General features: G+C 65.8%; 23 protein-coding genes and 3 pseudogenes. 19 read left to right on the forward strand and 7 right to left on the reverse strand.

From position 1 onward, the window contains the following. Nucleotides 1-100: 100 nt before the first annotated feature. Nucleotides 101-955 carry a helix-turn-helix transcriptional regulator gene (locus SACMADRAFT_RS18635; RefSeq protein WP_009155389.1) on the forward strand — a complete coding sequence of 285 codons (855 nt, stop codon included), beginning with the start codon at nt 101-103 and terminating at the stop codon, nt 953-955. 363 nt (nt 956-1318) lie between these two features. Beyond that, the gene (locus SACMADRAFT_RS18640; RefSeq protein ID WP_198286053.1) at nt 1319-1678 is read left to right on the forward strand and encodes a DoxX family protein; all 360 of its coding nucleotides are present in this window, start codon (nt 1319-1321) and stop codon (nt 1676-1678) included. 53 nt (nt 1679-1731) lie between these two features. On the opposite strand, the gene SACMADRAFT_RS18645 is transcribed toward SACMADRAFT_RS18640, so the two are convergent. Then, nucleotides 1732-3240, reverse strand: coding sequence for a glutamate synthase subunit beta (locus SACMADRAFT_RS18645; RefSeq protein ID WP_009155391.1), 1509 nt, complete (start codon nt 3238-3240; stop codon nt 1732-1734). A gap of 314 nt (nt 3241-3554) precedes the next feature. Continuing rightward, entirely contained in the window at nt 3555-8126 is a 4572-nt protein-coding gene (gltB, locus tag SACMADRAFT_RS18650) for a glutamate synthase large subunit (protein ID WP_009155393.1), read from the reverse strand. A 489-nt stretch (nt 8127-8615) separates the two neighbouring features. Here gltB and SACMADRAFT_RS18655 point away from each other — a divergent pair, with 489 nt between their 5' ends. The 4 genes from SACMADRAFT_RS18655 to SACMADRAFT_RS18675 all read left to right on the forward strand — a co-directional run bounded on the left by SACMADRAFT_RS18655 (nt 8616) and on the right by SACMADRAFT_RS18675 (nt 13095). Further along, nucleotides 8616-9563 (forward strand): ABC transporter substrate-binding protein, encoded by a 948-nt coding sequence (locus SACMADRAFT_RS18655; protein ID WP_009155394.1) that lies wholly within the window; start codon nt 8616-8618, stop codon nt 9561-9563. Between the two features lie 2 nt (nt 9564-9565). Next, nucleotides 9566-10612 (forward strand): FecCD family ABC transporter permease, encoded by a 1047-nt coding sequence (locus SACMADRAFT_RS18660; RefSeq protein ID WP_040925767.1) that lies wholly within the window; start codon nt 9566-9568, stop codon nt 10610-10612. Next, nucleotides 10609-11400 carry an ABC transporter ATP-binding protein gene (locus SACMADRAFT_RS18665; protein WP_009155396.1) on the forward strand — a complete coding sequence of 264 codons (792 nt, stop codon included), beginning with the start codon at nt 10609-10611 and terminating at the stop codon, nt 11398-11400. The genes SACMADRAFT_RS18660 and SACMADRAFT_RS18665 overlap by 4 nt, the downstream gene beginning before the upstream one ends. A 1062-nt stretch (nt 11401-12462) precedes the next feature. After that, a complete protein-coding gene (locus SACMADRAFT_RS18675; RefSeq protein ID WP_157617269.1) occupies nt 12463-13095 on the forward strand; it encodes a hypothetical protein in 633 nt (210 codons plus the stop codon). Here SACMADRAFT_RS18675 and SACMADRAFT_RS30490 read toward each other — a convergent pair. Next, nucleotides 13047-13529 (reverse strand): hypothetical protein, encoded by a 483-nt coding sequence (locus SACMADRAFT_RS30490; RefSeq protein WP_198285873.1) that lies wholly within the window; start codon nt 13527-13529, stop codon nt 13047-13049. The two genes, SACMADRAFT_RS18675 and SACMADRAFT_RS30490, sit on opposite strands and share 49 nt — an antisense overlap. 1173 nt (nt 13530-14702) lie before the next feature. Here SACMADRAFT_RS30490 and SACMADRAFT_RS18685 point away from each other — a divergent pair. The 12 genes and pseudogenes from SACMADRAFT_RS18685 (at nt 14703) to SACMADRAFT_RS18725 (ending at nt 22465) form a co-directional block, all read left to right on the forward strand. Continuing rightward, nucleotides 14703-15785, forward strand: a complete 1083-nt coding sequence (locus SACMADRAFT_RS18685) for an RHS repeat-associated core domain-containing protein (protein ID WP_040925768.1) — start codon at nt 14703-14705, stop codon at nt 15783-15785. 9 nt (nt 15786-15794) lie between these two features. After that, nucleotides 15795-16603, forward strand: a protein-coding gene (locus SACMADRAFT_RS29235; RefSeq protein ID WP_085977929.1) for an IS5 family transposase whose coding sequence is annotated in 2 segments (ribosomal slippage) — nt 15795-16137 and nt 16137-16603 — 810 coding nt in all. Because the reading frame shifts where the segments join, the coding sequence is not laid out codon by codon here. A 106-nt stretch (nt 16604-16709) separates the two neighbouring features. After that, on the forward strand, nt 16710-17207 hold the full coding sequence (locus SACMADRAFT_RS30025; RefSeq protein WP_157617270.1) for a hypothetical protein: 498 nt from the start codon (nt 16710-16712) through the stop codon (nt 17205-17207). Nucleotides 17208-17256: 49 nt separating this feature from the next. Further along, a protein-coding gene (locus SACMADRAFT_RS29240; RefSeq protein WP_085977930.1) for an IS5 family transposase occupies nt 17257-18065 on the forward strand; the annotation gives its coding sequence in 2 pieces (ribosomal slippage) (nt 17257-17599 and nt 17599-18065; 810 coding nt in all). 90 nt (nt 18066-18155) lie between these two features. After that, complete coding sequence (locus tag SACMADRAFT_RS18710; RefSeq protein WP_009155404.1) at nt 18156-18887, forward strand: RHS repeat-associated core domain-containing protein; 732 nt, start codon at nt 18156-18158, stop codon at nt 18885-18887. A 95-nt stretch (nt 18888-18982) separates the two neighbouring features. Beyond that, the gene (locus SACMADRAFT_RS29245) at nt 18983-19519 is read left to right on the forward strand and encodes a ribonuclease domain-containing protein (RefSeq protein ID WP_009155405.1); all 537 of its coding nucleotides are present in this window, start codon (nt 18983-18985) and stop codon (nt 19517-19519) included. Beyond that, nucleotides 19512-20030 (forward strand): barstar family protein, encoded by a 519-nt coding sequence (locus SACMADRAFT_RS29250; RefSeq protein WP_009155406.1) that lies wholly within the window; start codon nt 19512-19514, stop codon nt 20028-20030. Before SACMADRAFT_RS29245 ends, SACMADRAFT_RS29250 begins: the two co-directional genes overlap by 8 nt. Before the next feature lie 79 nt (nt 20031-20109). Further along, nucleotides 20110-20511 (forward strand): annotated as a pseudogene (locus SACMADRAFT_RS29680) (DDE-type integrase/transposase/recombinase); the annotation flags it as partial. Further along, a pseudogene (locus SACMADRAFT_RS29685) lies at nt 20512-20925 on the forward strand (IS5/IS1182 family transposase); the annotation flags it as partial. Nucleotides 20926-21123: 198 nt separating this feature from the next. Beyond that, complete coding sequence (locus SACMADRAFT_RS30030) at nt 21124-21450, forward strand: hypothetical protein (RefSeq protein ID WP_157617271.1); 327 nt, start codon at nt 21124-21126, stop codon at nt 21448-21450. A gap of 78 nt (nt 21451-21528) precedes the next feature. Further along, nucleotides 21529-21765, forward strand: coding sequence for a transposase (locus SACMADRAFT_RS29260; protein ID WP_083840939.1), 237 nt, complete (start codon nt 21529-21531; stop codon nt 21763-21765). Continuing rightward, on the forward strand, nt 21707-22465 hold the full coding sequence (locus SACMADRAFT_RS18725) for a hypothetical protein (RefSeq protein WP_040925769.1): 759 nt from the start codon (nt 21707-21709) through the stop codon (nt 22463-22465). Before SACMADRAFT_RS29260 ends, SACMADRAFT_RS18725 begins: the two co-directional genes overlap by 59 nt. On the opposite strand, the gene SACMADRAFT_RS29265 is transcribed toward SACMADRAFT_RS18725, so the two are convergent. The 4 genes from SACMADRAFT_RS29265 to SACMADRAFT_RS18740 all read right to left on the reverse strand — a co-directional run bounded on the left by SACMADRAFT_RS29265 (nt 22455) and on the right by SACMADRAFT_RS18740 (nt 24600). Then, nucleotides 22455-23263, reverse strand: a protein-coding gene (locus tag SACMADRAFT_RS29265) for an IS5 family transposase (RefSeq protein ID WP_085977930.1) whose coding sequence is annotated in 2 segments (ribosomal slippage) — nt 22455-22921 and nt 22921-23263 — 810 coding nt in all. Because the reading frame shifts where the segments join, the coding sequence is not laid out codon by codon here. The two genes, SACMADRAFT_RS18725 and SACMADRAFT_RS29265, sit on opposite strands and share 11 nt — an antisense overlap. 152 nt (nt 23264-23415) lie before the next feature. Further along, nucleotides 23416-23730, reverse strand: a complete 315-nt coding sequence (locus SACMADRAFT_RS30035) for a hypothetical protein (RefSeq protein ID WP_009155408.1) — start codon at nt 23728-23730, stop codon at nt 23416-23418. Beyond that, a complete protein-coding gene (locus SACMADRAFT_RS30495) occupies nt 23714-24220 on the reverse strand; it encodes a hypothetical protein (RefSeq protein WP_009155409.1) in 507 nt (168 codons plus the stop codon). The genes SACMADRAFT_RS30035 and SACMADRAFT_RS30495 overlap by 17 nt, the downstream gene beginning before the upstream one ends. Nucleotides 24221-24315: 95 nt before the next feature. Then, nucleotides 24316-24600, reverse strand: coding sequence for an RHS repeat-associated core domain-containing protein (locus tag SACMADRAFT_RS18740; RefSeq protein ID WP_040925770.1), 285 nt, complete (start codon nt 24598-24600; stop codon nt 24316-24318). Between the two features lie 358 nt (nt 24601-24958). Between SACMADRAFT_RS18740 and SACMADRAFT_RS18745 the strand changes: the two are divergent. Beyond that, nucleotides 24959-26721: pseudogene (locus tag SACMADRAFT_RS18745) on the forward strand (IS481 family transposase); the annotation flags it as partial. Between the last annotated feature and the right edge of the window lie 202 nt (nt 26722-26923).

Consider the following 26923-nt stretch of genomic DNA (forward strand, 5'->3'; position numbering starts at 1 on the left):
CGTCCACTCTGGGCGTGTGCCGGACAGGGTGGAGAGGCCTGACGATCGGGGGATCGGCGATCCCTGGCTCGGGCGCGCCGCACAGACGCATGATGGACGCATGAACCGTGCCGCACTCGCAGACTTCCTGCGTCGCCGCCGCGAGGGGCTACGCCCGTCCGACGTCGGTCTGGTGCCCGGACCGCGCCGCCGGACCCCCGGACTGCGGCGCGAGGAGGTGGCGACGTTGACCGGCATGTCGGTCGACTACTACGTGCGCCTGGAGCAACAGCGCGGCCCGCAGCCCTCGGAGCAGATGCTCGCCTCGCTCGTACGCGCCCTGCGGCTGACCGCGGACGAGCGCGACTACCTGTACCGGCTGGCGGGGCACAACGTGCCGCGCCGCACGCTGGGCGACACCCACGTGGCGCCCGCCCTGCTCCGCGTCCTGGACCGGCTCGAGGACAGCCCGGCACTGATCCTCTCGGCCCTCAGCGAGGTTCTCGTGGCGAACCGGCTGGCGACTGCGATCTTCGGCGATCACTCCCGGCGCACCGGCTGGGCGCGCAGCGAGGTGTACCGCTGGTTCATCGACCCGGCGGCGCGGGCGGTCTATCCGCCCGACGATCACGAGCGCCAGGCGCGCAGCCTGGTCGCCTCGCTGCGCGCCGCCTACGGCGCGTCGGGAGCCCGTTCCCGCGCGGGCGAGCTCGTGCGGGTGCTGCTCGCGGAGTCGGACGAGTTCCGCGAACTGTGGGAACGGCACGAGGTGGCCCAGCGGTTCGCCGACCACAAGGTGCTGGTGCATCCCGAGGTGGGACCGATCGAGGTCGACTGCCAGGTGCTGTTCACCGAGGACCAGTCCCAGGCGCTGCTGGTGCTGACGCCCGCGCCGGGCAGCGAGGCCGAGGACAAGATCCGCCTGCTGGCCGTGCTGGGTCACGACGACTTCGCGGAGCAGGCGGGTGATCGGTAGGGCCGCCACGCCGAACGGCTGGGTCCCGACGTCCGGGAAGCAGTTCAGCGTCGCCGGCGGGCCGACGGGTCACGTCGCGGTGGCGAGGTGCCGGGCGGAGCGACGCGGTCCAGGCCTGCCGGCCCGGAAACCGCGGCCAACCAACCGTGCTGGAATCGAGCGCACGTATCTTTCTCGTGGGCGGTCAGCCACGCGCGGACGGCCCCGCCGGCAGCGTCCAGAACACCCCGTCCTCAACATCAACAACCTTATGGAGACAGCCATGAGCGTGCCGATCGTCGAAGCCACCGGGAACGCCGATACGGTCACCGGCCGCCGCGCGGCCCGGCAGGGCGGGCCGGGGCGGTGTTCGCGTTGAGCGAGGTGCTCGCGACCGGGCTGCTCGTCGCCACCCTGCTGTGTATCGCCGCGAACACCGTCGAAGTCGCCGCGAAGGCGGTCGGCGCGCGGTTCGTGCTGCGCAACTGCGCCGAGGTGGGCATCGGTCGCGAATGGATCCGCTACCTCGCGGTCATCGAGGCGGCCGGGGTCGCCGGACTTGTTCTCGGCCTACTCGGCCCTCGGCTCATCGGACTCGCCGCCGCGGCCGGGCTGGTGTCGTACTTCGTCGCAGCGGTGGCCACCCACATCCGGGCGCGGGTGTTCCACAACATCGCCTACCCCGTGGCGTTTCTCTGCCTGGCCGTCGCGGCACTCTGGCACTTCGCACGGTCGGCAGGCTGACCCGACCGGCTGCTCGGTCAACACAGGTGGCGTGCCGGCCTCAGCCGATCGGTTCACACCGCCGCGAGCGGCAGCGCCGTCGGGTGCACGGGTGCGGGCAGGTCCGAGGAACCGGTGAGGTAGCTGTCCACCGCGTGCGCGGCGGATCTGCCCTCCGCGATCGCCCACACGATCAGCGAAGCGCCCCGGTGCGCGTCGCCGCACACGAACACTCCTGGCGCATCGGTCTGCCAGTCGGTGCCGCACGAAAGCGTGCCCCGCCCCGTGAGCTTCAGCCCGAAGTCGTCCAGCAGCCGCATGTGCTCGACGCCCTCGAACCCGATCGCCAGCAGCACCAGGTCGGCCGGAACCTCTTCGACTTCCTCGCTCGTGGGCACCACCTGACGTCGCCCGGTCCGCGGGTCCTTCTCCACGCGCACCTTCTGCAACTCGATGCCGCGCACCCGCCCCTGCTCGTCACCGAGGAAGCGCCTCACCGCGACGGCGAACAGCCGCTCCCCGCGCTCCTCGTGCACCGGGTAGGTGCGCAGCAGGTAGGGCCACGTCGGCCACGGCGAGCGATCGTCGTCGCGAGTGGACGGTGGCTGCGGGTACTGGTCGAGCTGTGTCACCGACAGCGCGCCCTGCCTGGTGGCGGTGCCGTAGCAGTCCGCCCCGGTGTCGCCGCCGCCGATGATGACGACGTGCTTGCCGTCCGCGTCGATCTCCGCGGGACCGTCGCCCTCGCAGAACCGGTTGGCGGGCACCAGGTATTCCATCGCGAGGTGCACACCCGCCAGCTCACGACCCGGCGTGGCGGTGTCGTCCCTGCCTCGCAGCGCGCCGACGGCGAGCACGACCGCGTCGTAGCGCTCCCGCAACTCCTCCACGGTGAGATCCACACCGACCTCGCAGCCGGTGACGAACGTGGTGCCCTCCTCGTGCAGCTGAGCGAGCCTGCGGTCGAGCACCTTCTTTTCCATCTTGAACTCGGGGATGCCGTAACGCAGCAGGCCGCCCAGCCGGTCGTCACGCTCGAACACGGTCACCTCGTGCCCCGCCCTCGTGAGCTGCTGCGCGGCAGCCAGCCCCGCCGGCCCCGAACCCACCACAGCCACCTTCTTGCCCGTGGCGGCCGCGGCCCGCTCCGGCCGCACGTACCCCGACTCCCACGCCTGCGAAGCGATCGTCTCCTCGACACGTTTGATGGCCACCGCCCCACCGGAAGCCGGGGAAATGGCCAGCACGCACGCCGACTCGCACGGCGCGGGACAGAGTTTGCCGGTGAACTCGGGAAAGTTGTTGGTGGCGTGCAGCCGCTCGCTGGCCTGCTCCCACTCGCCGCCGCGCACCAGGTCGTTCCACTCCGGAATGAGGTTGCCCAGCGGGCAACCCGCACCGCCGGAATGGCAGAACGGGATACCGCAGTCCATGCAGCGCGTCGCCTGCACCCGCACCTGCCGGTTGCGTTCCTCCGGGTCGAGGTCGGCGTAAACCTCACGCCAGTCACGGGCTCGTTCGTCCTTGGGGCGCTTCGGCTGCTCGACACGCTCGTGGTCGAGGAAACCGGTCGGGTCAGCCACGGGGCGCCTCCAGTGCCTTGTGGGACACCCACACCCGATCAGTCTGCCCACGCGCGGCTTCGCAAGTGTGGCGCGGGCAGACCTCCAGTGTCTTGTGGGACACCCTCCCCTGCTGTGGCCCAAAAACCTGCCACAGCGGGGGCCCAACCCGATCGGCACCCGCGGCCACCGCTACGCAAGCTCCGCCATTCTCAGCCACGGGCTGCCTCAGTGTCTTGTGGGGCACCCTCCCCTGCTGTGGCCCAAAAACCTGCCACAGCGGGGGCCCAACCCGGTCGGCACCCGCGGCCACCGCTACGCAAGCTCCGCCATTCTCAGCCACGGGCTGCCTCCATGATGGCCTCGTCGATGTTCCTTCCCTCCGCCTTCGCGGCATTGGCGGCACGCAGCACCCGCTGGTAGTCCTTCGGCATCACCTTCGTGAACGCCGCGCCCCGGCGTGGCCAGTCACCCAGCAGCGACGCGGCAACCGCCGAGCGGGTCAGCTCGTAGTGCCGCCGCACGATCTGCTGCAGCCACGCCAGGTCGTCGGCCTCGGGCGCGAGCAGGTCCACCATCGCCTCGTTCACCTGGCGCTTGTCCAGGTCGAGCACGTATCCGATGCCGCCGGACATGCCCGCGGCCAGGTTGCGGCCGGTCTTGCCGAGCACGACGGCCCTACCGCCGGTCATGTACTCGAACGCGTGGTCACCGACGCCCTCGGCCACGAGCAGCGCACCGGAGTTGCGTACGCCGAAGCGCTCGCCGACCTGTCCCCGGACGAACAGCTCACCGCTGGTGGCCCCGTAGGCGATGGTGTTGCCCGCGATCACCTGCCCCTCCGCGTCGAACGGGGAATCGGGATGCGGCCGCACCACGATGCGCCCTCCGGAAAGACCCTTACCGACGTAGTCGTTGGCGTCGCCCACCAACTCCAGCGTCACGCCGGGCGGCAGGAACGCGCCCAGCGACTGGCCTGCCGAACCGGTGAGCAACACCCGGATCGTGTCGTCGGGCAGGCCCGCGCCGCCGTATCTCCTGGTGATCTCCGAGCCGAGCAGCGTGCCCACGGTGCGGTTGACGTTGCGCACGGGCAGTTCCAGGCGCACCGGGTGCGCGTCCTCCAGCGCGGCCTCCGCCAACTGGATCAGCGTGCGATCGAGCGCGTGTTCCAACCCATGGTCCTGCTCGCGGGTCTTGCGCCGCGCGCCGCCGTACGGCGTGTGCGACGGCATCCGGAAGATCGGCGCTAGATCGAGCCCCTGTGCCTTCCAGTGCTCCACGGCACGGTCGACGTCCAGCATGTCCGCCCTGCCGATCGCCTCCTCCAGCGAACGAAAGCCCAGCTGCGCCAGGTACTCGCGCACCTCCTGCGCGACGAACCGGAAGAAGTTCACCACGTGCTCGGCCTGGCCGGTGTAACGCTTGCGCAGGTCCGGGTTCTGCGTCGCCACGCCCACCGGGCAGGTGTCCAGGTGGCAGACCCGCATCATGACGCAGCCTGCCACCACCAGCGGGGCGGTGGCGAAGCCGTACTCCTCCGCACCCAGCAGCGCGGCGACCACGACGTCGCGCCCGGTCTTGAACCCGCCGTCCGCCTGCACCGTGATGCGGTCGCGCAGACCGTTGAGCAGCAGCGTCTGCTGCGTTTCCGCCAGCCCGATCTCCCACGGCGTGCCCGCGTGCTTGAGCGAGTTCAGCGGCGAGGCACCGGTGCCGCCGTCGTGGCCGGAGATGAGCACCACGTCGGCGTGGGCCTTCGACACCCCCGCGGCCACGGTGCCGACACCCAGCGTGCTGACGAGCTTGACCTGCACCCGCGCCCGCTCGTTGGCGTTCTTGAGGTCGTGGATGAGCTGGGCCAGATCCTCGATCGAGTAGATGTCGTGGTGCGGCGGCGGCGAGATCAGCCCCACACCAGGCGTGGAGTGCCGGGTGCGCGCGATCCAGGGGTAGACCTTGTTCGGCGGAAGCTGGCCGCCCTCGCCCGGCTTGGCGCCCTGCGCCATCTTGATCTGGATGTCCTCGGCATTGACAAGGTACTCGCTGGTGACACCGAACCGGCCGCTCGCCACCTGCTTCACGGCACTGCGCCGCTGCGGGTCGTACAGCCGCTCCGGGTCCTCACCGCCCTCACCGCAGTTGGACTTGCCGCCGATGGAGTTCATCGCGATGGCCAGCGTCTGGTGGGCCTCCATCGACAGCGCGCCGTAGGACATGCCGCCGGTGTTGAACCGTCGCATGATCGACTCGATCGGCTCGACCTCGTCGATCGGCACGGGCGGACGTTCGCCGGTGCGCAACGAGAACAGCCCTCGCAGCACGCCGCCTTCGCGGTTGAGCCGGTTCACCTCGTCGACGTAGGCGCGGTACGCCTCGTCGCGGCGAGACTTGCTCGCGTGCTGCAACAGGAACACGGTCTCGGGGGTGAACAGGTGGAGCTCGCCCTCGCGCCGGTAGGCGTACTCGCCGCCGCTCTCGAGGCCACGGTGCACCCGCTCGGTGGGGTTGTCCGGGTAGGCGCGCCGGTGCCGCATGGCGACCTCCTCGGCGAGCACGTCGAGGCCGACGCCGCCGAGTTTGGAGACGGTGCCGGTGAAGTACTCGTCCAGCAGTTCCTGCGACAGTCCCAGCGACTCGAACACCTGCGCCGCCGTGTAGGCGCCGACGGTGGAGATGCCCATCTTGGACATGATCTTCAGCACGCCCTTGACGAGCGCGTCGACGTAGTTGCGCACCGCCCTGGCGGATTCGACGCCCGTGATGGCGCCCTGGGCGACCATGTCCTCGATCGTCTCGAACGCCAGATAGGGATTGACGGCCGCCGCTCCGTAGCCGAGCAGCAACGCGATGTGGTGCACCTCGCGGGCGTCGCCGGTCTCCACCACAAGCGCGACCCGCAGCCGTTCCTTGGTGCGCACCAGGTGGTGGTGCACGGCCGAGACGAGCAGCAGCGAAGGGATGGGCGCCATCCGGTGATCGGAGTCGCGGTCGGAAAGCACCAGCGTCCGCGCCCCCGCGGCGATCGCCTCGGACGCCTCCCTGCGCACCCGCTCGATCGCGTCGGCGAGCGCGGGGCCGCCACCGTCCACCTCGTACAGTCCGGACAGAACGGTGCAGGCGAAACCCGGAAGGTCGCCGTCGTCGTTGATATGGATCAGCTTGGCCAGCTCGTCGTTGTCGATCACCGGGCTGGGCAACTGGATGTGCCTGCACGAGGCGGGTCCGGGCTGCAGCAGGTTCTGCTCAGGACCCATGATCCGGCTCATCGACGTGACCAGTTCCTCACGGATCGCATCCAGCGGCGGGTTCGTGACCTGCGCGAACCCCTGCTTGAAGTAGTCGTAGAGCGACCGTGAGCGTTTGGACAGCACCGAAGGCGGTATGTCCGACCCCATCGAGCCCACCGGCTCGGCACCTTTGGCCGCCATCGGAGCGAGCAGCACCTTCAGCTCCTCCTCGGTGTAGCCGAAGGCGAGCTGGCGGCGCAGCACGGAGGCGTGCGACTGCGTGATGTGGTCGCGGTCGCGCAACTCCGACAGCGAGAGCAGCCCGGCGTGCAGCCACTCCTCGTACGGCGCCTCCGCCGCGAGCCGCGACTTGATCTCGTCGTCGTTGACGATGCGGCCCGCGTCGGTGTCGACGAGGAACATCCGCCCCGGCTTCAGCCTGCCCTTGGCGATGACCTGCGACGGCGGCAGGTCGAGCACACCCGCCTCGCTGGCCAGCACCACCCGGTCGTCGGCGGTCTGCCACCAGCGGGCGGGCCGCAGCCCGTTGCGGTCCAGCACGGCGCCGACCAGGGTGCCGTCGCTGAAAGCCACGCCGGCGGGGCCGTCCCACGGTTCCATCAGGCTGGCGTGGAACCGGTAGAACGCCCTGCGCTCGGCGTCCATCGTGGCGTGGTTCTCCCACGCCTCCGGAATCATCATCAGCACCGCGTGCGGCAGTGAACGGCCGCCGAGGTGCAGCAGTTCCAGCACCTCGTCGAAGGAGCCGGAGTCGGAGCCCTCCTGCGAGCAGATCGGGAAGAGCCTGCTGAGGTCTCCGGGAATCAGGTCGGACTCGAGCAGCGCTTCCCTTGCCCGCATCCGGTTGCGGTTGCCCCTGATGGTGTTGATCTCGCCGTTGTGGGCCACGTAGCGGTAGGGGTGCGCCAGCGGCCACGAAGGGAACGTGTTGGTGGAGAACCTGCTGTGCACCAGCGCGATGGCGCTGCTGAGCCGCTCGTCGCGCAGGTCGGGGAAGAATTTCGGCAGCTGCACGGGCGTCAGCATGCCCTTGTAGACCAGCGTGCGTGCCGAAAGCGATGGGAAGTAGGCGCCGCAGCCCGCCGCCTGACTCTCGTGCTCCGCGCGCTTGCGTAGCGGGTACACGAGCCGGTCCAGCTCCAGCCCGCTCGGCAGCTCGCCGTCGGCGTCGGCTGTTCCTGCGACGAACAGCATCGCGAAGTGCGGCATCACCGAACGCGCCGTCGGGCCGAGGTCGGCGGTGTCCGCGTCGACCGGCACCTCACGCCAGCCCAGCACGCGGAGGTTCTCCTCCGATGCGATGCGTTCCACCAGGCCGACCGCCTTGCTGCGCTGCTCGGCGTCGGTTGGCAGGAATACCAGGCCAGCGGCGTAGTGGTGCGAGCCGAACGCGTCCGGTGACGGCAGGTCGATCCCGGACTCCGCACGAAGGAACTCGTGCGGCAGCTGCAGCAGGATGCCCGCCCCGTCGCCGCTGGTGGGCTCGGCGCCGGAAGCGCCACGGTGGTCGAGATTCGTCAGCGCCGTCAGCGCGTCGGTGACGATGTTGTGAGAGCGTACCCCTCGGACGTGGGCGACCATGGCCACACCGCAGGAATCCTGTTCCGTGACAGGGTCGTAAAGCCCCTGCCGAGCCGGAATCGCGGAGAAGATCAATGGGACCTCCTGCGTCGTCTTCGTGCTCGGTTTGTGCTGCGCACGGGACGACGATGGCCCGCTCATTAGCGCGACCTTAACATCTGGGAAACGTGGGAGCACCGGTTCGAAGTGCACATTCCGCCCACGCGACCGTAACGATCTGGCTGCGGAGAACGGCGATGTTCTTGATGTCTTGGGCGCGTTGCCCGACTGGCGCACGGACTGTGCACTACCGGTGATTTGTCCTATGGAGTCTACCCGAATTTCGCGGCCTGGTAGCGTCCTCCGACGCGAGCGGGAGCGAAGTCCGGTGTGAATCCGGCGCTGTGCCGCAACTGTGATGGGACCCGTTGTGCCGGTACGAACACGTGCCGTGACAGCGGGGCCCAGAGCCAGGTCGCCTGCCGCTCGCGCTGACGCCACCCGCCTCCGGCGCAGGGGTGCGGCGTCCGCGATCGCAGCCCGCGGTCCCGGCGCGGCCCGCGCCGGCCGACCAGTCGAGGTTTCATGTTGCCTTCCAGCAGGCGCCTGTGGGCGCTGTTGCCACTGTTACCGCTGTTGCTGTTGTTCGCCCTCGCCGGCTGCGCCGAGCGAAAGGAGCCCGCATCGGCCTCGGCAGGCGGTGGGGGCGGCTTCCCGGTCACCCTCCGTCCCGCGGGTGCGCCCGAGGTCACCCTCGAAGCGGCGCCCGAGCGCATCGTCTCGCTGTCGCCTTCCACGACCGAGACGCTGTACGCCGTCGGCGCGGGCGAGCAGGTGGTCGCGGTCGACGACCAGTCCACCTATCCCGAGCAGGCGCCGCGCACGTCGCTTTCCGGGCTCAACATCGACCCGGAGGCGATCGCCTCCCACAACCCCGACCTGGTCGTCGTCGAGTCCGACCTGGAGAACAAGCTTTCGAAGGCGCTGGCGAAGACCGGCACCAAGACGCTCGTGCTGCCCGCACCCGCGACGCTGCGCGACGCCTACACGCAGTTCGAACTCGTCGGCAAGGCCACCGGTCACGCTAAGGAAGGGGCGGAACTCGCGCGCCGTACCGAGGCCGAGATCAGCAAGCTCGTGGCCGACACACCGAAAACCGAGCTGAGCTACTACCACGAGCTGGATCCCAGCTTCTACAGCGTCACCTCGGCCACCTTCATCGGCGGGGTCTACGACCTGTTCGGGCTGCGCAACATCGCCGACCAGGACGACCCCAACGCGCTCGGTGGCTACCCGCAGCTTTCGGCCGAGCACATTCTCCGTTCCGACCCGGACCTGATCTTCCTCGCCGACACCAACTGCTGCGGGCAGAGCGCCGACACGGTCGCCGAGCGCCCCGGCTGGGACACGCTGACCGCCGTCAGACAGGGCCGCGTGGTCGCGGTGCCCGACGACATCGCCTCGCGCTGGGGTCCCCGGCTCGTCGACTTCGTCCGCACCGTGTCGTCCACCGTGCGCGACGCCGGCCGGTAGCCGTGCTCAAAGCCCGCTCCCGCCCGGCCACGACGAGGTTGCGGCCACGGACTGTGCTGCTCGCGCTGCTCGCGCTGCTGGTCACCGTGGTGTTCGCCGTCGTGGTCGGGGCGGGTGAGCTCGGCTGGCAACGCGTCCTCGCCGAGATCGCCGCCCAGGTCAGCGGCGGCGTGTCCCCGCTGTCGGAACGCGAGGCCGCGATCGTGTGGCAGCTGCGGGTGCCGAGGGTGCTGCTCGCGGGCCTCGTCGGCGCGGCACTGGCCGGTGCGGGCGCGGCGTTCCAGGGCGTGTTCCGAAACCCGCTCGCCGACCCGTACCTGCTCGGCGCGGCGGCGGGCGCCGGGATGGCCGCGACGGTGGTCATGGTGTTCGCCCCGGCCGTCACCGGCTGGCTGATCGGACCGCTGCCGCTCGCCGCTTTCGCGGGCGCGCTCGCAGGTGTGGGGCTCAGCTGGGCGGTCGGCCGTTCGGCCGGCGGTTCCGGCACGGCGACGCTGCTGCTGGCGGGCGTGGCCGTGACGGCGTTCCTGACCGCCGTCCAGACTTTCGTCCAGCAGCTCAACACCGACACGATCAAGCAGGTCTACACGTGGACGATGGGCGGGCTCAACGTCAGCAGCTGGCGCGATCTGCTGTTGGCGCTGCCCTACGTCGTGCTGGCGGCCGCCGTGCTGCTGGCCTGCGCCCGGCTGCTGGACGTGCTGGCTCTCGGCGACGCGGAAGCGGCGTCGCTGGGCCTCCGGCCCGGCCGCGTGCGGCTGCTGCTGCTCGCGGCGGCGTCGCTGGCCACCGCGGCCGCGGTGGCGGTCAGCGGGCTGATCGGGTTCGTCGGGATCGTCGTACCGCACATCGTGCGGCTGCTGGCCGGATCGAGCTACCGGGTCATCGTGCCGCTGGCACTGATCGGTGGTGCGGTGTTCCTGATCCTCGCCGACCACGTGGCGCGCACGGTGCTGCCGGGAGAGTTGCCGCTGGGTGTGGTGACCGCGTTCGCGGGCGCGCCGTTCTTCGCGATCGTGCTGCGCACCTCGAGGGGACGGCTGTCGTGACCGCGGTGTGGCTGCGCGGGGTGTCCGCGGGCTACGGGGCCGATCCGGTGGTGCGCGAGGTGTCGGCGGAGATCGAGCCGGGTGGCTGGCTGGCGATCGTGGGCCCCAACGGGGCGGGCAAGTCCACCCTGCTGAAGGCCATCGCCGGGCTGGTGCGGCACGGCGGTGAGATCACGCTGCACGGCACGGCGAGTGATGCGCTGACCCGGCGCAGGCGAGCGAGGCTGCTCGGCTACGCCCCGCAGAACCCGATCCTGCCGGACGGCCTCACCGTCACCGACTACGTGCTGCTGGGCCGCACGCCGCATCTGGGGCCGCTGGCCAAGGAGGGCGCGACCGATCTGGCCATCGTCGAGGAGTCGCTGGCGAGGCTGGACCTGCGTCGGCTGGCCAGGCGCAGGCTGCGCACGCTGTCCGGTGGCGAGCGGCAGCGCGCCGTGCTGGCCAGGGTTTTGGCGCAGCGCACCAGCCTGCTGCTGCTTGACGAGCCAACGTCCGGGTTGGACATCGGGCACGCTCAGGTACTGCTGGACCGGCTCGACCGGCTGCGCCGCGAGGACGGCACCACCGTGGTCACCACGCTGCACGACCTGACCTTCGCCGCGCAGTACGCCGACCGGCTGCTGTTGCTGGACTCCGGCGGGGTTGCCGCGCAGGGCCCGCCCGCCGAGGTGCTGACACCACAGGTGCTGCGGCGGCACTACCGCGCGACCGTGGAAGTGCTGACCACCACCGGCGGCCATCCTGTCGTCGCCCCCGTACGCGGCGGCGAGGCCGCGGAGCAGTAGGTGCGCCATTCATGACCCTCGCCCGCGACGGCACCGGAAGCGCGCCCCCGCCACGCTCCAGGGCGCGCGACGCGAACCTTGTGAGCCGACCTGACGGGTTGCAGTCGAGGCCGAGGCCGCTGTCCGCGGCCGCATGGCCCGGCCTCTGACGAAGCGTGCTGTTGCTGGTGAGATGCCGGCGTCATTTCCATCCATGACCTGGCTTCCTCCGTAGTGGACGGTCAAGTGCGACAGTTGGCGTCCACGTGGGCTGGGGCCAGGCAGGGCGCGGTGCGCGTCGCCTCCGGCAAGAACCGTTCGGGTCGGGGTTGTGGTACCCGAGCGGGCCTTGCTGATCGCTGCCGCAATGCCAGGAGGAAGCGTCAACGGCGGACCACGCGCAGGCAGCAGGATGACCGGGTTCGGACCGAATGGCGAGCGCCGGCGTGCGCTCTCCCCCGATGACACCGGGACCGCAACGAAGACCGCGTTGGCTTGCCGCACGCTGCGGCGCGCCCTGGACGTCGGCGGCACCACGGCGAGTTACACCTACGACCGTAGCCGGCTGAATTCGGTCACCACGGGCGGGGCGACGGCCTCCTAAATCTACGATCCGCTGGACCGCACCACCTCGAAAACCAGCGGTGGGGACACGACCGACTTCGCCTACCTGGGCCTGACGGACAAGGTCGTCACCGAAGAAATCTCTGGGCAGGTTCAGCGGTCGTATGCCTACGACGCCTGGGGCGGGCGGCTGTCGCAGCTGAAGCATGACACCGACGGCACCGGCCCCGAGGTCGACGAACAGTCCTTCTACGGGCACAATCCGCACACCGATGTCGAAACGCTGACCACCGAGACCGGTGACACGCGGGCCACCTACGCTACACCTTCGCGGGTGGCAACCCCATCAGCCGGATCGAGATCGACGGGCATATCAGTTGCACCGGACCCGACGGCATCGACTGCGGCATGCAGGACCGCGCGAGCTGGAGCAACTTCTACGGCGACAGTGGCGAGCCGAGTGGTTCCTCGACACGCACCGCAGCGGCGGGTACTGCGTCTTCGTCGTACGAAGGGTGCATGCGCAAGTACGGCGCTTGCGCAGTCGACCACGACATCGAACTGAGCGTCGCTGAACTGGGTCACGGCGCGTTGGACGTGGCTGGCCAAGTCCCCGGATTCGGTGAGCTCTTCGACGGCGCCAACTGTGCCTGGTACGGAGCCGAAGGCGACAACCTCAACGCCGCTGCGTCCTGCGCCGCCATGATCCCCACCCTCGGAAACCTCACCACACTCGGCAAACACCTCGGCAAAGCCGCAGGTAAGATAGAAAACGCCACAAACGCCGGAGTCAAGGCATCGCCCAACGGGGGCTTCAAGGTTGGTGTTGGTGCAGAGGAGATCGGCGAGATCAACGCGCGGTTCGGTGGCTCGACATTGATGCATGGGTCCCCGGCCAACACGATAGTGAACGCTAGCCGCTACGGAAGCTTCTGGGAAAAGTCTGCGGTAGTAATTCGGGACATTGCTGGCGGACACATGTATGACAATGGAAACAAGCGCACAGCCCAGGCAGTAATCGAGCAACTGATGGAGCGAAACGGAGTGGTTAGCGGCCCGACGTCTGCCGATTTGCGGAGAGTCATCGACCAGGTGGGCAAGGGTCAACTGTACGGTGTGGCCGACATTGCGTCTGCACTGAGGGGGTACTGATGAAGTTGAGAAATGTCGAAGACATGATGGAGCGGCTGGGCCGTTCGGGCGTGACGGTCATCGTGAAGGTCGACCACGAGAGAGCATCCGACGGTGATGAACCCTGGACGGTGGTGTTGTCTGGTCCGGGGGTTGGAGATCAGGGCTTCATTCGGGCAGAGGGTGTGAGCCTCGTCGGCTGCCTGGATCAGGTCTTCCAGCGCCTGCGGGCGCGTGGCGACCAGTGGAGCTGGTTGGCGGATATCGACGTTAATCGGAATTGAGCTCTTTTCGTGCGCCCAGCAGAACGGGAGGTTGACCGTGTAGGAGGTTGATGTTCGTTCGCCAGCTCGTCGTCGCTTGCCGGTGTGGGTCCGGTCCGGGTAGCTGTCGATCTCGATCCGGTCGTCCTGATCCAGATACCGCGAGCTGATCGGCTTCTCGATGAAGGTCACCCGGCCAGCGTCGACGAACCACACCGACCCGCAGCTCAGCGACACACCCACCTGCCTGGCGGCCGCCGAGCCCGACGTCCCTGTCCTGATCAACTCAAAGTGGCGACGCTTGACCTCCGTAGGCATCTTGTTCGGCGCGTATCTCGGCATGCGAACCCCCATCTGTCAGGATTCGCAACGACCACTGGAAACCGCCCGACCTCGAAGAGCCAGGACTTCCAAGCGATCGCACTCCCGGGCGGCGGCTACCGGCTGCAGTTCTTCTCGCCTGCGGACAATCCAGGCTACGGCAAGCTCTACGTCCAAGAGATCGATCGCACCGGGGAGGTGCTTCGCGAGCACCGGAATACGATGGGTCTCGATGGCCAACTCGGGACCGAGTGGGTGCGTGGTGGACCGTAAGCTCTCCGAGGCGCTGCGGCGCGCGCTGGAAGGTGACGCGAACGCCCTCGTCGACATCTCGACAGCTGATCACCTCTCGGTACGAGAAGCCGCGAGATCGATCGGAGCACCGTTGATTGTCACGCGAGTCGCCGCAGTCAGCATCCTGCGGGGTCTGATCGACGGCCGATTCTCACCCGCGGCTGCCCAGGCTTGGGCGTCATTCGTGCGGCGCGGTTTCGTTGAAGGCACCGGGGCGGTCCGATCCGGCCAATTGATATCGAGTTCGAGGACGCCTGGGAGGATGCGATCTCTGCCGCTGTCTCAAGGCTGGACGAGATTGGCGACATGATCGACGGTGAAGTCACCACCGGTGAAGCGCTCGACCTGCTGCAGCTCCTCGGGGAACCATGAACCGAGTCGTCTCCACCATCGTCGACTTTGATCGGGAATGTCCGCGATCTTCGTGCGTGGTGGGTCACCTTGCTAACGGCGTGAAGTTCGACCGCTTCGCGAACGAGATACTCGAGGAGGCGAAGGTCCTGGCTAACGCGATGGGTCTATGACGGGTTCGACCGGGTCGCCACGCATCACAAGCGCACCGATGCGGGCGGCATCGAGACGAGCACCTACACCTACGATCCGCTGGACCGGACGGGGTCGAAGACCAGCGGGACTGAGACGACCGACTTCGCCTACCTCGGCCTGACCGACAAGGTTATCACCGAAGAAATTTCTGGGCAGGTTCAGCGTTCGTATGCCTACGACGCCTGGGGCGGGCGGCTGTCGCAGTTGAAGCATGACACCGACGGCACCGGCCCGGAAACCGATGAGCGGTCGTTCTACGGCTTCAACCCGCACACCGATGTCGAAACGTTGACCAAGCCCAACGGTGACACGCGGGCCACCTACGGCTACACCGCCTACGGCAAGGACGACGAGGAAGCGTTCACCGGGATCGATAAGCCGGATGCGCAGAACCCGGGCCGGGAGCCCTACAACGTCTACCGGTTCAACGGCAAACGCTGGGACCCCCACTCCGGTAGCTACGACATGGGGTTTCGGGACTACAACCCCGGCCTGAACCGCTTCCTCACCCGCGACACCTACACCAGCGCCCTGGCCGACCTCAACCTGGCCACCGACCCCTACACCGGCAACCGCTACGCCTTCGCGGGCGGCAACCCCATCACCCGCATCGAAATCGACGGGCATATCAGCTGCACCGCACCCGACGGCATCGACTGCGGCATGCAGGACCGCACCAGCTGGAGCAACTTCTACGGGGATGCCGGCAGCTCAGAAACTGCGATGCCTGTGCAAGCGGAACGAGTCCACGCCGATGATAGCGATATTTTTGCGGACATGGCCGACGCTCTGTCGGATGCGTTTAGTTTCCCCGACTACGATGACTATGATGACTTCATCGCAGGTGTGGCTCGGGATGCGGGTATCGATGCGAGGCTGCTACGAGGGATCGTCCAACGCGAGAGTCATCTTCGAGGGTTCTGGTTCAATGGACTTGAGAATGAACTGTACGTGCTAGACTCCTTCGGCCTGTACTCGAAGGCCACCATCGGTATGACACAGATCAACGAGGAAGTGTTTGATCAGACTATCCAAAAGCATCCTGAAGTATTTCGCGGTGTTGATGATTGGGGTGAACTTCTCGGTAATGACAAGCTCTCGATAATGGTCACCGCATACCATCTCAGTGACTTGCAGAGAGAGCTACCATTGGGTGGTGGTAGGACGACGTATGGTGACCATACAAGAGAGGAACTCTTGGCATATGGCTACAATGCTGGAGTAGACAACATGAAAGATGTAGTTAGAGCGTGTCTCGTTTGGTTTTTTGTCGTTGGGCTGTCATGATCTTGTGCTGTGATCGACTCGCTGTCGCAACGGTTGGTGCCCGACGAACTGTGGGCGTTGGTGGAACCGCTGATTCCACCGGCGAAGGAGCGTCCGCAGGGTGGCGGCCGGGCGCGGACGGATCCGCGGGCGGTGTTCACGGCCATCGTGTTCGTTTTGACCAGCGGTTGTGCGTGGCGACACCTGCCGCCGTCGTTCGGGGTGTCGGTACCCACGGCGCATCGGACGTTCACCAAGTGGACCGAGGTCGGGTTGTGGAGGCAGGTGCACCAGGCGGTGCTGGACGAACTGGGTGGCCAAGGGCTGATCGACTGGTCGCGCGCGGTCCTGGACGGAGCATCCGTCAGGGCCAAAAGGGGGGCGGCCTGACCGGTCCGAGCCCGGTCGATCGCGGCAAGCCCGGCTCGAAGATCCACGTGCTGTCCGACCGGGCCGGCATGCCCTTGACGGTCGGGATCTCCGCAGCCAACACCCACGACAGCCACGCGCTCAAGCCACTGGTCAACGCGCTGCCCGCAATCCGATCCCGCCGGGGACTCCGGCGCCGGAAACCGGCCAAACTGCACGCGGACAAGGCCTACGACATCCCCCAGTTGCGTGTCTGGCTACGTCGCCGCGGCATCATCCCGCGTATCGCCCGCAAGGGCATCGACAACAGCGAGAAACTCGGCAAACACCGGTGGGTGATCGAACGGTCCATCGCCTGGCTCACCGGCTACCGGCGACTGACCCTCCGCTACGAACACAAACCCAGCCACTACCTCGCCTTCCTCACACTGGCCGCCACCCTCACCTGCTACAAGAAACTCACCAAATGAGACAAGCTCTTAATGGTAGAGTCGCGGCAAGCGACGGGATAACCTCGTATGTGCGCTCCGTGCGCACCAATATGGCACAGGCGACAGCAGTATATTGTTTCGATGCGTGGCGGTGCTACAGATGACACAGGCTCGACTGCGCTCCCTCCTGCTTTGGCTCGTCGTTGCAGCGGTCGTCGGTGCCCTTGGTGGATGCTCGAAGTTTCCCGAGGAGCAGGAGAATAACGCGGAACTGTCCGATCAAATAAGGACCGACTACGGATTCCGCCTGATTGGTAGAAATGAGTACAAGGCGCTATTGGAGAACTATTTTCTCGGATCCCGTGGTGACGTGGATCCGGAAGCAGTATTCTCGATTCCGAATATTTCCTGGGAGCGCCGTCCGGGGCGATATTCCACGTTGGATGAACACTCAGAAACAGTAGCCGTCGGTAGGGTCGATCTACGAGAGAATGTGCCGTGCCGTGTTCGGATTGAAACGCAGACTCGACCGTTGCCTAGTGTTGATTTTATTTCAAAAGAGCAACGAGAAGAGGTTTCGACTGGAAAGTCGGTACTGTATGTTGCGACGGTGGGATGTCATCCGTTCGGGCTTACGAGTTAGAGCGTGTCTCGTTTGGTTCTTTGTCGTTGGGCTGTCATGATCTTGTGCTGTGATCGACTCGCTGTCGCAACGGTTGGTGCCCGACGAACTGTGGGTGTTGGTGGAACCGCTGATTCCACCGGCGAAGGAGCGTCCGCAGGGTGGCGGCCGGGCGCGGACGGATCCGCGGGCGGTGTTCACGGCCATCGTGTTCGTTTTGACCAGCGGTTGTGCGTGGCGACACCTGCCGCCGTCGTTCGGGGTGTCGGTACCCACGGCGCATCGGACGTTCACCAAGTGGACCGAGGTCGGGTTGTGGAGGCAGGTGCACCAGGCGGTGCTGGACGAACTGGGTGGCCAAGGGCTGATCGACTGGTCGCGCGCGGTCCTGGACGGAGCATCCGTCAGGGCCAAAAGGGGGGCGGCCTGACCGGTCCGAGCCCGGTCGATCGCGGCAAGCCCGGCTCGAAGATCCACGTGCTGTCCGACCGGGCCGGCATGCCCTTGACGGTCGGGATCTCCGCAGCCAACACCCACGACAGCCACGCGCTCAAGCCACTGGTCAACGCGCTGCCCGCAATCCGATCCCGCCGGGGACTCCGGCGCCGGAAACCGGCCAAACTGCACGCGGACAAGGCCTACGACATCCCCCAGTTGCGTGTCTGGCTACGTCGCCGCGGCATCATCCCGCGTATCGCCCGCAAGGGCATCGACAACAGCGAGAAACTCGGCAAACACCGGTGGGTGATCGAACGGTCCATCGCCTGGCTCACCGGCTACCGGCGACTGACCCTCCGCTACGAACACAAACCCAGCCACTACCTCGCCTTCCTCACACTGGCCGCCACCCTCACCTGCTACAAGAAACTCACCAAATGAGACAAGCTCTTAGTGGTCACATCCGTTATTTGAGACAGCGGCGTTCGAATACAACTCGATCGTGTCGCCACGCATCACAAGCGCACCGATGTGGGCGGCATCGAGACAAGCACCTACACCTACGATCCCCTCGACCGGACGGTGTCGAAGACCAGCGGGACTGAGACGACCGACTTCGCCTACCTCGGCCTGACCGACAAGGTTATCACCGAAGAAATTTCTGGGCAGGTTCAGCGTTCGTATGCCTACGACGCCTGGGGCGGGCGGCTGTCGCAGCTGAAGCATGACACCGACGGCACCGGCCCCGAGGTCGACGAGGATTCGTTCTACGGCTTCAACCCGCACACCGACGTCGAAACGCTGACCACCGAGACCGGTGACACGCGGGCCACCTACGGCTACACCGCCTACGGCAAGGACGACGAGGAAGCGTTCACCGGGATCGATAAGCCGGATGCGCAGAACCCGGGCCGGGAGCCCTACAACGTCTACCGGTTCAACGGCAAACGCTGGGACCCCCACTCCGGTAGCTACGACATGGGGTTTCGGGACTACCACCCCGGCCTGAACCGGTTCCTCACCCGCGACACCTACACCGGCGCACTGGCCGACCTCAACCTGGCCACCGACCCCTACACCGGCAACCGCTACACCTTCGCGGGCGGCAACCCCATCACCCGCATCGAAATCGACGGGCATATCAGCTGCACCGCACCCGACGGCATCGACTGCGGCATGGAAAAGCGTATCTCCGGCAGTACGACGCAAGAGCGATTGGCGGCGAGAGCGGCACTTGAGCAGCCTGCGCTGGGGCCGATCTGAACCGCGAAGAACAACGCTTCCTCCGCCCGGTTGGTTACGAGGGCAACGGCGAGCTGTCCACCCGCGACGCGATCGCCCTGGCCGGGAAGAGTCAAATGGCCTGGCAGAAGGTCTGCACACTCATTAACCGAAGCACCGACAGCTGCTACGCAGGCACCACCAGACACCCCACCTTCCAAGACGCCGAACCCTTCGCCAAATTCCTCTACCAACTATCCCCCATCGCCGATATCGCCAACTGCGCAGAAGGCGACCCAGAAGGCTGCGCATGGCTCGCAGCCAACCTGATCCCCACCAGCAAAGCCGCCAAAGCAATCGGTGAGGCGGCAAGGTCGACAGATCACGCGTTCTCAATCGGGCCGATTTCGGAAAAGATTTCGAGAGTCCTTGATCGGGTGGATGACAAGGGCGCGCCGCTACCAGGTTACAAGGGAGGAAAGATTTTTAAAAACGAGGATGGGCTCTTACCCGGGACCCCTGGGGTCACCTATCGAGAGTGGGACGTGAACCCTTACGTCAAGGGGTCGACCGCGGACCGGAGCGTCTTATCACTGGTAGTGATGGGTCCGCCTACTTCACAGGCGATCACTATGATACATTCATCCTTATCCGAGGAGCGACAGGATGGCTGACATTCGAAGGCTACTAAGGGCGGATCCGGAGCACTGGCTATTTCTCTTTGAAGGTGGTCGCCAGGCGATCAACTCTGCGGTGTGGGGTTGGGCGGAGTCGGGACTGACCGCTCGGATTGTGCGTGGGCGCAAGATGCGAACGCTTGAGGGGGTTTTCAACGAGTTCGCGGCTGCGTTGCAGTTCCCACTCTACTTCGGTGAAAACAGAGACGCCTTCCATGAATGCATTGCTGAACTGGAAGGCTTGCCGGCTGGGCAGGGCTATGTCGTGATGGTTACGGAGCCAGACCAGCTACTCGCGGACGAGGGAACAGGGGAGCTGGATTCGCTTGTGCGTTCGCTGAAATCTGCGGCTGAGATATGGGCAAGTCCGGTCGAACTCGGGGAGTGGTGGGACCGGCCTGCGGTCCCGTTTCATGTGGTGCTCGCTGGGGACAGTGACGTGGTCAAGGTTGCGGCGCGACGATGGTCAAGTGTGGGTGTTCTTCCGACGTCCTTGGGACACTGTTGATCACAGGGAAGTGTCAGCGATCTAATGAGGTTTTCTCGGTAAGTTGATCTTTGGTTTGTGGTCCTTGGCCGTGCAACAGATCTTTTCGTTGCACGCCAAGAAGAAAGGCCTCCACCGGAAGGCGGGGCCGCCGGTGCATGACGACCTGGTGCGCCGCGAGTTCACCGCCGCCGCACCGAACCTGACATGGTTGACCGACATCACCGAGCACCCCACCAGCGAAGGGAAACTCTACCTGTGCGCGATCAAGGACTGCCACTCCAACAAGATTCTCGGCTACTCCATCGACTCGCACATGCGGGTCTCACTCGCAGTCGCGGCGCTGCGTAACGCGATCGCGCTGCGCGACCCGGCCGGCGTCGTGGTCCACTCCGACCGTGGAGCCCAATTCCGATCGGCAGCCTACCGGCGCCTGTTGCGCGCTCACGGACTGACCGGATCGATGGGCCGGGTCGGCGCGTGCGGCGACAACGCCGCGATGGGCAAACACCGCAAGCACGGGGTGAACGTGCAGGTCATCGCCTCACCGGACGGCACCATCCTGTGGGTGTCCGGTGACCTGCCCGGCGCCACGCATGACACCGCGGCCGCCGGATCTGGAAATATTCTCGCCGCCCTGCGCGACGCCGGGCTGATCGCGTTGGGCGACAAGGGTTACCACGGCTACGACCCGACCGGAGAACACGTGATCACGCCGTACAAGGGCCGCAACAAGCCCGAATCGCAAACCGACGCCAACCGGGCCCACGCCCGGCACCGCGGCCCCGGTGAACGCGCCAACGCCCAGCTCAAGACCTGGCGCATCCTACGCAAACTCCGCAACTGCCCACGCCGCGCCGACCGCCTGACCAAAGCCACCCACGTCCTACAGAACCACGAACCCGCGAACGGATGAAAAAGGCTCATTGCTGTGCGAGTGATGGAGCAAAGTGGTGGACGAACAAACTATTATCGAATCAGCGTTCCTGGCAAGGCAGGCCTACACGGTTTCTGGTATCGCCTCGACCGATCGAGCCCTGACCCATATCGACATAAGTGATAATTCATTGGAAGATATTCTCAATATAATTAACAAAATACGAGGAGGAAGTTAGTGCGCACGGACGCCCTTTGGGGTGGCACGCTGAACGAAATAGCTGTCGACTTGGAAAAGCATGACGCAAAATTGACGGTTACGGTTGTTGAAGCTGGACAGGAGTCCAATCACGAGCTCTGGTGCAGGCGCTTCACCGATCTGCGCCTTTTCAATGGACTGCCTGCAAGATGGGATTATGCAGAATTGACCGAAGTTCACGTTCGTTTCGACAGTGCTTCGTCAACTTGGTTGCTCGAAGCAATCTTGTGGTCAGATGAGGCTGGTTTAGCGGTCAGATGTGCGGAGCTGATCATGGACGGTGAGCCGATTCTTGCATCAGCCTGAGCGACAACGTGGGGCTGGTGAAGGGTTCTGTGACATCTGAGTTCGCTTGTCGAGAGTCAAGCGTGGAAGGATGCCATCGTGCCCAAGCCTTATCCGCGTGAGTTCCGTGAGGACGTGGTCCGGGCCGCGCGTAACCGTGAGCCGGGTGTGACGATTGAGCAGGTCGCCAACGACTTCGGGGTTCATCCGATGACGGTGCAGAAGTGGCTGCGACAGGCTGATGCCGAGGATAGGGTCAAACCCGGCCTGACCGCTGATGCTGCGGCCGAGTTGCGAGAGCTCAAGCGTCGGCACCACCGCGAGCTACACCTATGACCGTAACCGGCTGACTTCGGTCACCACGGGTGGGGCGACGGCCTCCTACAACTACGACCCCTATGGCCGCCTGTTCGGTGTCAAGTCCGCGGGGGAGATGTTGGAGGCGTGGGTCTATGACGGGTTCGACCGCACTACCACCCATCACAGGCGCACCGATGCGGGCGGCATCCAGACAAGCACCTACACCTACGATCCCCTCGACCGGACGGGGTCGAAGACCAGCGGGACTGAGACGACCGACTTCGCCTACCTGGGCCTGACGGACAAGGTCATCACCGAAGAAATTTCTGGACAGGTTCAGCGTTCGTATGCCTACGACGCCTGGGGCGGGCGGCTGTCGCAGCTGAAGCATGACACCGACGGCACCGGCCCGGAAACCGATGAGCGGTCGTTCTACGGCTTCAACCCGCACACCGATGTCGAAACGTTGACCAAGCCCAACGGTGACACGCGGGCCACCTACGGCTACACCGCCTACGGCAAGGACGACGAGGAAGCGTTCACCGGGATCGATAAGCCGGATGCGCAGAACCCGGGCTGGGAGCCCTACAACGTCTACCGGTTCAACGGCAAACGCTGGGACCCTGAGGGGCCTCGAAGATCCTGGACAGGGGCCCAATTAGGGTTATCCTGTGAGGAATCGAGGGGAACGGGTCAGTGGCACGACCGAGTAATTAGAGCTTGTCTCATTTGGTGAGTTTTTTGTAGCAGGTGAGGGTGGCGGCCAGTGTGAGGAAGGCGAGGTAGTGGCTGGGTTTGTGTTCGTAGCGGAGGGTCAGTCGCCGGTAGCCGGTGAGCCAGGCGATGGACCGTTCGATCACCCACCGGTGTTTGCCGAGTTTCTCGCTGTTGTCGATGCCCTTGCGGGCGATACGCGGGATGATGCCGCGGCGACGTAGCCAGACACGCAACTGGGGGATGTCGTAGGCCTTGTCCGCGTGCAGTTTGGCCGGTTTCCGGCGCCGGAGTCCCCGGCGGGATCGGATTGCGGGCAGCGCGTTGACCAGTGGCTTGAGCGCGTGGCTGTCGTGGGTGTTGGCTGCGGAGATCCCGACCGTCAAGGGCATGCCGGCCCGGTCGGACAGCACGTGGATCTTCGAGCCGGGCTTGCCGCGATCGACCGGGCTCGGACCGGTCAGGCCGCCCCCCTTTTGGCCCTGACGGATGCTCCGTCCAGGACCGCGCGCGACCAGTCGATCAGCCCTTGGCCACCCAGTTCGTCCAGCACCGCCTGGTGCACCTGCCTCCACAACCCGACCTCGGTCCACTTGGTGAACGTCCGATGCGCCGTGGGTACCGACACCCCGAACGACGGCGGCAGGTGTCGCCACGCACAACCGCTGGTCAAAACGAACACGATGGCCGTGAACACCGCCCGCGGATCCGTCCGCGCCCGGCCGCCACCCTGCGGACGCTCCTTCGCCGGTGGAATCAGCGGTTCCACCAACACCCACAGTTCGTCGGGCACCAACCGTTGCGACAGCGAGTCGATCACAGCACAAGATCATGACAGCCCAACGACAAAGAACCAAACGAGACACGCTCTAAGATCCACAACTGGAAAAAACCCAACGAAGTGTTCACCGAACTCTTCGAAACGGATGCTTCCACCACCTGAACTCGCCGCCGACTCACCAAAACAATGCGTCAGGAACCCTTACGCTCTCGGATTTTTGCCTCCCTCGCCAGCCAATGTTCGAAAGCAGTCGGATCAACCGGGCCGCCATCAGCCTCCCGCGGCGGTCTACCCTCTCGGATCTTGGCCACACTCGTCAGCCAATCTTCCCAAGCAGCCGGATCGAAGGGGCCGCCATCAGCCTCGATCTCGGTGTCACCAATAAGGGTGATCAGGTCGTCGCCAGCCCGTTGGGCAAACTGCCAGATAAAGTCAGTCATCGCCAGGAATGCCTCATGCGGAGTAAGGAGATCTTGCTCTGGTTGAGGGTTATCGGGGGGTGTCATTGAGGCCTCCATTGGTGATCTCGCCATTGCGAACCTCTGCCCACACCTGGGTTCCGTCAGGAAGGATCCTAAAATATCTATAAAGAAGTGTACCATCCTTCAGCGGATCCGTCTGGCGGAGGTTCGCCGGGTCGAGAGCGCTCTTGATTAGAGCTCGATTTTCAGCGGTGTCCTCAGCTAGGTGTCCAGGTGCATTTCGGAAAATGTGTGATGTGTTGCTTCGGAAGCCGATCTGCGCGAGTTCGTCCACGGAGTCTGCGGCTTTGCCGATTGCTTTGGCGGCTTTGCTGGTGGGGATCAGGTTGGCTGCGAGCCATGCGCAGCCTTCTGGGTCGCCTTCTGCGCAGTTGGCGATATCGGCGATGGGGGATAGTTGGTAGAGGAATTTGGCGAAGGGTTCGGCGTCTTGGAAGGTGGGGTGTCTGGTGGTGCCTGCGTAGCAGCTGTCGGTGCTTCGGTTAATGAGTGTGCAGACCTTCTGCCAGGCCATTTGACTCTTCCCGGCCAGGGCGATCGCGTCGCGGGTGGACAGCTCGCCGTTGCCCTCGTAACCAACCGGGCGGAGGAAGCGTTGTTCTTCGCGGTTCAGATCGGCCCCAGCGCAGGCTGCTCAAGTGCCGCTCTCGCCGCCAATCGCTCTTGCGTCGTACTGCCGGAGATACGCTTTTCCATGCCGCAGTCGATGCCGTCGGGTGCGGTGCAGCTGATATGCCCGTCGATTTCGATGCGGCTGATGGGGTTGCCGCCCGCGAAGGTGTAGCGGTTGCCGGTGTAGGGGTCGGTGGCCAGGTTGAGGTCGGCCAGTGCGCCGGTGTAGGTGTCGCGGGTGAGGAACCGGTTCAGGCCGGGGTTGTAGTCCCGAAAGCCCATGGCAGGTCGATCGCACCGGGCAGGTGCTTTGCGAGTACAAGAATACGATGGGTCCCGATGGCCAACTCGGGACCGAGTGGGTGCGTGGTGGACCGTAAGCTCTCCGAGGCGCTGCGGCGCGCGCTGGAAGGTGACGCGAACGCCCTCGTCGACATCTCGACAGCTGATCACCTCTCGGTACGAGAAGCCGCGAGATCGATCGGAGCACCGTTGATTGTCACGCGAGTCGCCGCAGTCAGCATCCTGCGGGGTCTGATGTGTCAAATGTAGGGGCTCAGGACATCCTTGACGGTTTGTTCTCAGCAGATGCTTGACGCCCCAGAGCTGTTCGTGATCTTGTTCTGCGCGCGCGTGGTGGTTGGCGGATGGGCGGGTTGTGGATCAGCAGGCGGTGGTGGAGTACCGGTATCGGGCGGTGTCGAGGTTTTGGGTGGTTCGCCGATCAGCGAGGTCGCGGTCCGCTACGGCACGACACGGCAGTCGGTGGATACCTGGCGGAGGCGGTTCAAGGCCGAGGGGATGACCGGGCTGGCTGATCGTTCCCGGCGGCCACATACGAGTCCGACGAAGGTCAGTCCCGAGGTGGAGGCGTTGATCTGCCGGTTGCGTCGCGAGAATCCCCGGTGGGGAGCGCGCCGGATCAGTCATGAACTGGCCGGTCACGATCTTGCGGTGGTGCCGTCTCGGGTGACAGTGCATCGGGTGTTGACCCGCAACGGGATGGTCGATCCGCAGGCCCAGCAACACAAACGCAAGTACAAGCGGTGGCAGCGGCAGACTCCGATGCATCTGTGGCAGCTCGATATCGTCGGCGGGGTCCCGCTGGCCGACGGTCGTGAGTGCAAGCTGCTGACCGGAATCGACGACCATTCACGGTTCATCGTGATCGCCACCGTGCTGGTCACGCCGTCCGCGCGAGAGGTGGCTGAGGCGTTCACCGCGGCCATGCGCCGCTACGGCGTGCCCGCGGAAGTGCTGACCGATAATGGAGGTCAGTTCACCGGCCGCTATCTCAAGCCGCTGCCGGTGGAGGTGTTGTTCGAGAAAATCTGCCGCGACAACGGCATCAAACAGCGTCTGACCAAGCCGCGGTCACCGACGACAACGGGCAAGATCGAGCGGTTCCACAAGACGCTGCGCACCGAGTTCCTCGACCATGTCGCGCCCTTCGAGTCGACTGCGGCGGCGCAAGAGGCCATCGACGCCTGGATCGCCTCCTACAACCAGCAACGGCCGCACCAGGCACTGGACATGGCGGTTCCCGCGAGCTTGTTCCGCCCCAACGGGCCGACCCGTCTCGAGCCCGCCGACCCGCCACAGCAGCAGTCGGCGTCGCTGGTGATCGACGTGATCGAGCCGCCGCGGCATTCCGACGGGGACGGTGCGGCCGTGGAGTTCGACGTCCGGGTCTCACCTAGCGGAGACGTGCAGATCCGGTCCGGATGCCAAGTCGTGTCGTTGCATCAGAGCATGGCCGGCCGCACCGTCACGGTCTGGGCCGATCTGCGCAGCATCCACCTCAGCTACGACGGTCATGTCATCCGGACCGTCGCCTCCCGGCTACGGCCGGAAGACTACCTGGCGATGCGCGGCGCCCGACGAGCCGGGCCCGCACCTGAGCGCCCAGCACTACGCCGCGCCAACGGCACAGCCGTCCTCCAGCCCGGCCAAGCCGTCGAGATCGACCGCGCGGTCAAAAAGGACGGCATCGTCACCATCGGCGGCACCAACCACCTTGTGGGGTTCGCCTGGGCCAGACGCCGGGTCACCCTGCGGCTGGACGGGCACCTGCTGCACGCCGTCGCCGACAACGCCCTGATCGGCACCTGGCCCTGCCCCATCGACGCCGACAAGATCCGCCGGCTTCGCGGCACCCGGATACCCTCCACACCTCTGCCACCGCCCCCGCTGCCCGCTGGATCCCTTCGCGCGCAACGAAAAGTCCACGCAAGCGGACGCATCATGGTCGCCGGCCAGGGCATCAAACTCGGCCCACGTCACCGCGGCAAGATCGTCACCGTCGTCATCGAAGACACCCACCTGCGCATCCTCCACGGCGAAGAGGAGATCGCAGTCCGCCCCCGCCGAAGCACCAAACCCATCACCCGGCTCCACGTCACCGCAGCCGGCGCCAAGCTCGACGAACGTCAAGCATCTCCTGACGACAAACCGTCAAGGATGTCCTGAGCCCATACACCGACATGATCGACGGCCGATTCTCGCCCGCGGCTACCCAGGCTTGGGCGTCATTCGTGCGGCGCGGCTTCGTCGAAGGCACCGCGAACGGTCCGATCCAGCCAATCGACATCAAGTTCGAGGACGC

Origin of the sequence: Saccharomonospora marina XMU15 (genome assembly GCF_000244955.1) — a bacterium.
GTDB lineage: Bacteria > Actinomycetota > Actinomycetes > Mycobacteriales > Pseudonocardiaceae > Saccharomonospora_A > Saccharomonospora_A marina.